The sequence below is a fragment of the Variovorax sucrosi genome, from assembly GCF_051216635.1.
Lineage (GTDB): Bacteria > Pseudomonadota > Gammaproteobacteria > Burkholderiales > Burkholderiaceae_C > Variovorax.
This window is the reverse complement of sequence record NZ_JBPJZU010000008.1, coordinates 308,784-315,620: the sequence shown is the minus strand read 5'-3', so window position 1 is coordinate 315,620 and position 6,837 is coordinate 308,784. Positions and strand designations below refer to the sequence as shown.

The following is a 6,837-nucleotide window of genomic DNA, read 5'->3' as shown; positions in this document are numbered from 1 at the left end:
CCGCCAGGCCGAGGCGCTGGGCTATGTGTTTGCCTACGACGAGCAGGGCAGCCTGATCGGCGAGTACGGCCTGGGCGGGGCGCACAGCGCGGGCACCAAGCAGTACGTGTACCTGCCCACGGCTGCAGGGCCGATGCCGATCGTGGTGATGGCCGACGACACGCGCTATGCAATCACGGCCGATCACTTGAACACGCCCCGCCGGGCCACCTGGCCGGACGGCGATCTACGCTGGCAGTGGGGCTACAGTGCCTTCGGGGATGAGCAGCCGACAGTGGCTGATCGGCGCTTCAACAAGACAACCCCGCTGGAGAGCGACTTCGGCATCAACCTGCGGTACCCGGGGCAGTACTTCGATGCAGAGTCGAACCTGCACTACAACGGGTTCAGGACGTACAACCCGAACGTTGGGCGGTACACGCAGGGGGATCCGATTGGGCTGGACGGGGGGTGGAATCGGTTCGGGTATGTTGATTCGAATCCACTGAGCTATGTAGATCCTGAAGGGTTGCTGCTAATGTCCACTGTTGGCGGCCTGCAAAGAGCGACCACGCTGGGGCAAGCTGCAACCTACGGCGCACCGGGTAACGCTGCTGCCGCCGCGGGATTGGTGGGAGCCGTTGGAGGTGCCGCGACTGCGGGCGTCGGCGGTGCCTATCTGCGATGCGTCCCGAGTCCTGCTCGGACAGGTATCGGGTTGCTGAAGGGCTTGCGCGACGATGCGATGCCTCCGCCAACTCCGCCTCAACCACCGGTGCTCCTCCCGCCAGCAATTGTTCGACCGGGGGGCTTCAATCCCCCAGCCCCTCCACCAGGGATTTCCGCGAGACCATAAACCGATGTACGCAGGTCATTCAGACAAAGTCCGTGCTGCGTTCGTCGCGTACCAGAGGGGGCAACTCAATCTGGCCTTCGATCTGTATAGCCAGCTAGCGGACGATGGGGATGCGCAAAGCCAAGTGTTTGTCGCTTGGATGTTGAGTGGTGGAATCGGCTGCGCAAAAGATGAGGCAAAAGCCGCCTCCTATTACCAGCGGGCAGCGGCACTTGGCAATCCGACTGGTAATTTCTACTACGGTCGTTGGCTCACTATGAACGGCGATCACGTCGGCGCGTATAGCTTCTATTTGAGAGGCGCAAAGAGCGGCCATCTACCATCAATGGTCCGGACAGGGCATTCGCTTGCACGTGGCAAAGGCGTTGAGATCGATAAACCGGCCGCATACCGACTCCTGAAGTCTGCAGCACTGCGGGGACATGCCTATGCATTGCGAGAAATGGCGGTCTTAGATATGCAGGGTGCGCGAGGTCTGATGTGGATTCCTTTGGGTTTGGCGGAATTCGTGCTTGCGCTCTGTTGGGGCGTCGGGGTATCGCTTTTTAACAAGCACTCAGACCTCATTCGAAGCTGAAGCATTCGCCCTGAGCCTTTCGTACTTTGCAGCAGAATGATCGCCTCGGTGCCTACTGTGGCCAAAGGAGGTGCGTGCTCATGGGTGTGCAACTGAAGAGTAATCAACTTGCTTGCCCCACTTGTGGGCACAAGTATCCGGCGCTCTGTCTTCGCGTTCGATCGACTTGCCCTCTCTGCCGATCGGCGATTGAAACAGACCTCAGATCAATCGGAATCGTTGAAACCCTTATCGGGGCTCCGTTGCTATGGATGCTGGCGACGTTATTCCGCATTTGGCTGGGCGATGAGTCGGAGGTGATGTCGTACGCCCTAATCCTTCCCGTCGCGTTTGCGGCGCACTATTTGGTTGTGCGAACCTTCGTGAGAGCGCGCTTGACGCGGCCCACCACCTGACCGGCGGGATCGTGACTGTCCAACTTCTGGGGGTCAGCTCAGTTTTGAGTAGGCTTCAACTCTAGAGAGGATGAAGCCAGAGCAAGTCGAATTGGTTCTCACCGAGATCCGTGAGCGCGCGCTGAGGATGGTGCCTTGCGCAGAGTCCGCACCGCTCCGGGGGTAATCCTTGCGAGGTGCTCGCAGCGCGCGGGCGCCTGGGCATCATGGGTCCGACCGCAATCCGACGAACCGCAGAAAATCCGCCTATGCCCGCCCACCTCAAGATCGATTTCGTCTCCGACGTCTCCTGCCCGTGGTGCGCCATCGGGCTGACCTCGCTGGAATCCGCACTGGCACGCGTGGCGCCGGACGTCACGGCCGAGCTGCACTTCCAGCCCTTCGAACTTAATCCGCAGATGGCGCCCGAGGGCGAGGACACCATCGAGCACCTGACGCGCAAATACGGCATCTCGGCCGAGCAGGCGCAGACCAATGCCGATGCGATCCGCCAGCGCGGCGAGGCGGTCGGCTTCACCTTCGGGCTCGGCAAGCGCAAGCGCATCTGGAACACCTTCGACGCGCACCGCCTGCTGCACTGGGCCGGGCTGGAAAGCCCTGCGTCGCAGGCGGCACTGAAGAAGCGGCTGCTGCAGGCCTACTTCACCGACGGCGAGAACCCGTCGGACCACGACGTGCTGCTGCGTGCCGTGGCCGACACCGGGCTCGACACCGCGCGTGCCCGCGCCATCCTCGAGAGCGACGAATACGCAGAGGAAACGCGCCAGCGCGAGCGCATGTACACCGAGGCCGGCATCCATTCGGTGCCGGCGGTCATCATCAACGATCAGCATCTGATTTCGGGCGGGCAACCGGTCGAGGTCTTCGAGCGCGCCTTGCGGCAGATCGCCGGCGCCGCCGCGCCGCAGACGCAGACCGCCTGATGGGCGACGCCTTGTCACCCGTCTTCACGCGGCGTTGACACGGGCCTGTCAACCTGCGCGTTTCGCGAAAGGTTGAACAGGCATGTCGTTCCTCCGATCTCCCGTTCCGCGCGTCGCGGCGCCGGCGTGGCGCCTTCTCGCTGCCTCGGTGGCCGTGCTGCTCGCGGCCTGCAGCAGCGTGCCGACGCCGAAGCTCGCCGTGGCGCCGGCCGATGCGGCCGCGCAGCGCCAGTGGCTCGACCGCGTGAGCTGGGGCGCTACCGCCGATGACGCGCGACAGGTGGCATCGGTCGGCGTGCCGCGCTGGCTCGGCGCGCAGCTGCACCCGGGGCCGGGCGCCATGCCGGCGGCCGCGCAGGCGCAGATCGATGCGATGCGCATCAGCCGCACGCCGCTCGGGCAACTCGTCCGCGAGCTCGAAGACCAGCGCAAGGCGGCCGATGCACTGGCCGGCGACGACGCGAAGAAGGCCGCGCGGCAGGCCTACCAGCAGGCGCTGAACCAGCTGGCGCGCGAGGCGCAGCAACGCTTCCTGCTGCGCGCGCTGTATTCGCCGAACCAGCTGCAGGAGCAGATGACCTGGTTCTGGATGAACCACTTCAACGTGAGCACCCGCAAGGCCAACCTGCGCGCGCTGATTGGCGATTACGAAGAGACCGCCGTTCGCCCGCACGCGCTGGGCCGTTTCCGCGACCTGCTGGGCGCCACGCTGCGCCACCCCGCGATGCTGCGCTACCTCGACAACGCGCAGAACGCGGCCAACCGCCTCAACGAAAACTACGCCCGCGAGCTGATGGAACTGCACACGCTGGGCATCGGTGGCGGCTATTCGCAAGACGACGTCCAGGCGCTCGCCCGGGTGCTGACCGGTGTCGGCGTGTCGCCGCGCGAAGGCCTGTTCGAGTTCAACCCCGCCCGGCACGACATAGGCCCGAAGACGCTGCTCGGCACGCCCATCACGCAGCGCGGGCTGGCCGAGGTGGATGAGGCACTCGACCGCCTGGCACGGGCGCCTGCCACGGCGCGCTTCATCTCGAACAAGCTGGCCGTGTACTTCGTCGCCGACGTGCCGCCGCCGGCGCTGGTCGAGCGCATGAGCGCCACCTTCCAGCGCAGCGACGGCGACATCGCCGCGGTGCTGACGACGATGTTCGAGGCGCCCGAGTTCGCCGCCTCGCTGGGGCAGAAGTTCCGTGACCCGGTGCACTACGTGGTCGGCAGCGTGCGGCTGGCCTACGGCGGGCGCGTGGTGGTCACCGTCGACCCGATGATCGGGTGGATCAATCGCATGGGCCAGACGCTCTATGCGCACGAGACGCCCGACGGCTACCCGCTCACGCAGGACGCCTGGGCCAGCGCCGGCCAGATGACGACGCGCTTCGAGATCGCGCGCGCCCTGGGTGCCAACGGCGCGGTGCTGTTCCGCGGCGACAACCAGGCGCCGCTGGAGAAGCCGCCGTTCCCGCCGCTGGCGGAATCCGCGCCGGTGCGTGATGGCCTGCCGGCCCTGAGCAGCGCGACGCGCCAGGCGCTGGCGCGGGCCGCGACACCGCAGGACTGGAACACCTTCTACCTCGCGTCGCCGGAACACAACCACCGCTGAGAGGACCTGCCATGCAACGCCGCGACCTTCTGAAGATGCTCGCCGCCGCCGCACCGCTGGCCGGCGGCGTGGGTCGCCTGATGGCTGCCCCTGCTGCGGACGGCGCCAAGCTGCTCGTGGTGTTCCTGCGCGGGGCCTACGACTGTGCGAACCTGTTGGTGCCGATCTCCGGTGCGGCCAGCGACTTCTATCGCAGCGCGCGCCCCGGCATCGCGGTGCCGATGCCCGGCGAGGCCAACGGCGCGCTGCCGCTCGACGGCGACTGGGGCCTGCACCCGGCGCTCGCCGGCAGCATGCTGCCGCTGTTCCAGAAGAAGCAGGCGGCGTTCATTCCCTTCGCGGGCACCAACGACCTGACGCGCAGCCACTTCGAGACGCAGGATTCGATCGAGCTCGGCCAGGCGCTGGACGGCGGGCGCGACTACCGCTCGGGCTTCCTCAACCGGCTGGCCGGCGTGCTCGGCGGCGGCCCGCTGACGGCCGTGGCGCCCATCGCCTTCACCGACCAGCTGCCGCTCGTGCTGCGCGGCGAGGCCAAGGCCGCCAACATGGCGCTAGGCAACGTCGGGCGCCAGGGCATCGACGCGCGGCAGAGCCAGGTGATCGCGGCGATGTACCGCGACACCGCGCTGGCCCGGCCCGTGGCCGAAGGCTTCCTGGTGCGCGACGAGGTGCTGCGCTCGGTCAAGGCCGAGATGGACGCGGCCAGCCGCAACGCGATGACGGCCAAGGGCTTCGAATTGGTCGCGCGCCGCATGGCCCGCTTGATGAAGGACCGCTTCGACCTCGGCTTCGTCGACGTCGGCGGCTGGGACACACATGTGGGACAGGGCGCCGGCACCGGCTACCTCTCCACCCGTTTCGAGGAACTGGGCCGCGGCGTCGCCGGCTTCGCCGAGGAGATGGGCGAGGCGGCCTGGCGCGACACGGTGGTGGTCGTCATCAGCGAGTTCGGCCGCACCTTCCGCGAAAACGGCAACAAGGGCACCGACCACGGCCACGGCACCGTGTACTGGGTGCTCGGCGGCGGGCTGGCGGCGCAGGCCGGTGGCCGCGTGGTGGGCGAGCAGGTCGCGCTGACGCAGCCCGCCGCGCTGTTCCAGAACCGCGACCATCCGGTGCTCAACGAATACCGGTCGGTCTTCGGCGGGTTGTTCGCGCGGATGTACGGGCTGTCGGCGGCGCAGCTCGACCAGGTCTTCGCGGGTGTTGCGCCCAAGGACCTGGCGCTGGTCTGAGGCGCGTCGTTCTTTCCGAACGCCTCGGCAGCCGTTACCAGCTGCCCGACGCGCCACCCCCGCTGCTCGACCCGCCGCCGCTGGACGAACTGCTGCTGGATGAGGAACTGCGGGACGATGAACTGCTGCTCGACGAATCGTTGTCGTCGTCGCTGCTGCCTCCGCTGCCGCTGCCCAGTGAGGCTGCGAAAACGAACAGCATCGACAGCGCTGCCGCCAAGGCGACGGGAATCCAGTTTTCGGCCTCATAGGCCTCATAGGCCACATAGCCCGTGATGCCGAGCACGATCAACCACTGCACCATGAAGCCGGCCCGGCTTCTTCGGTAGCCCGCTCGCATGCCGAAGCCGATGATGCCGAGGATCAACGTGCCGAAGACCGCCGCGAAGCAGCCGCCAATCACCAGCAGAACGCTCTGGGCCAGGTTGTCGCCGCCGACAAGCCGGGACACGCCCCAGATGCCCATGCCGACGGCCACCAGGCTGGCAGTGACGAAGCGCATGGCGCGCCAGCGGTAGCTGCCGTAGCAGAGCAGGGCGGCGAACACCGTGAGGACGACCTGGCCGGCAGGCGTGAGGGTCGAGCCGCTCGGCGGATCGTCGGCGTCCATGCTGTCCGTGCTGTCCGTGGTGCCGACGGCCGATTCGTCACCAACCGCGCTCGCGTCCAGCACCATGCCGCCGCCGAGCCGTTCGATCAGCGCATCGAGCGCCGCGTCGATGCCGCCGTGGTAGTCCGCCTGCCGAAAGCGCGGCGCCATCTGCGCCTCGATGATGTGGCTGGCCGCCAGGTCCGGCACGCGGCCTTCGAGGCCCTGGCCCACTTCGATGCGCATGCGCCGGTCTTTCAGCGCGACCAGGATCAGAAGGCCGTCGTCGTCCGTCGTGCTGCCCAGCCGCCATTGGGCGAACACGCGCGTGGCATAGGCTTCGATGTCCTCGGGGCCCGTGGTGGGCACGACCAGAACCGCGAGCTGCGGACCCAGGCGGGCATGGAGGTCGTCGAGCTTCTCGCGCAGCGCGGCCTGCTGCGCCGGTGTCAGTGCGCCGGTGGTGTCGGTCAACAGGGAGTGCCGCTCGGGCACGGCGATCAGCGGGCCCGGTGCTGTCGCGGGGGGCGCGGGTTTTGCGGGTGCTGCGGCAGCGGCTGGGCCGATGCAGACCCACAGGCACAGCAACCACGCCAAGGCCCAGAAACGGGTGGTCGGCGCTTGCCGGTGTCGAGGGAAATGCATGCGCCGATGCTACCGGCCGGGTCTGGTTCTGC

The 6,837-nt window shown here is 67.2% G+C and carries 6 protein-coding genes; 5 read left to right on the top strand and 1 reads right to left on the bottom strand.

Annotated features, from left to right (window positions below; all coding sequences use genetic code 11):
* The 5 genes from ACSFBE_RS17765 to ACSFBE_RS17745 all read left to right on the top strand — a co-directional run.
* Positions 1 to 835 (top strand): RHS repeat-associated core domain-containing protein (locus ACSFBE_RS17765; RefSeq protein ID WP_435491725.1); only part of this gene is annotated, 835 nt, incomplete at its 5' end.
* 4 nt (positions 836 to 839) lie between these two features.
* Positions 840 to 1,412: a tetratricopeptide repeat protein gene (locus ACSFBE_RS17760; RefSeq protein ID WP_435491724.1), complete on the top strand. Its 573-nt coding sequence runs from the start codon at positions 840 to 842 to the stop codon at positions 1,410 to 1,412.
* Between the two features lie 643 nt (positions 1,413 to 2,055).
* Positions 2,056 to 2,730, top strand: coding sequence for a DsbA family oxidoreductase (locus tag ACSFBE_RS17755; protein ID WP_435491723.1), 675 nt, complete (start codon positions 2,056 to 2,058; stop codon positions 2,728 to 2,730).
* A gap of 82 nt (positions 2,731 to 2,812) precedes the next feature.
* Entirely contained in the window at positions 2,813 to 4,333 is a 1,521-nt protein-coding gene (locus tag ACSFBE_RS17750; protein WP_435491722.1) for a DUF1800 domain-containing protein, read from the top strand.
* Between the two features lie 11 nt (positions 4,334 to 4,344).
* The gene (locus tag ACSFBE_RS17745; RefSeq protein WP_435491721.1) at positions 4,345 to 5,571 is read left to right on the top strand and encodes a DUF1501 domain-containing protein; all 1,227 of its coding nucleotides are present in this window, start codon (positions 4,345 to 4,347) and stop codon (positions 5,569 to 5,571) included.
* A 34-nt stretch (positions 5,572 to 5,605) separates the two neighbouring features.
* Here the strand turns inward: ACSFBE_RS17745 and ACSFBE_RS17740 are convergent, their stop codons facing one another.
* Complete coding sequence (locus ACSFBE_RS17740; protein ID WP_435491720.1) at positions 5,606 to 6,805, bottom strand: TPM domain-containing protein; 1,200 nt, start codon at positions 6,803 to 6,805, stop codon at positions 5,606 to 5,608.
* Positions 6,806 to 6,837: the final 32 nt, after the last annotated feature.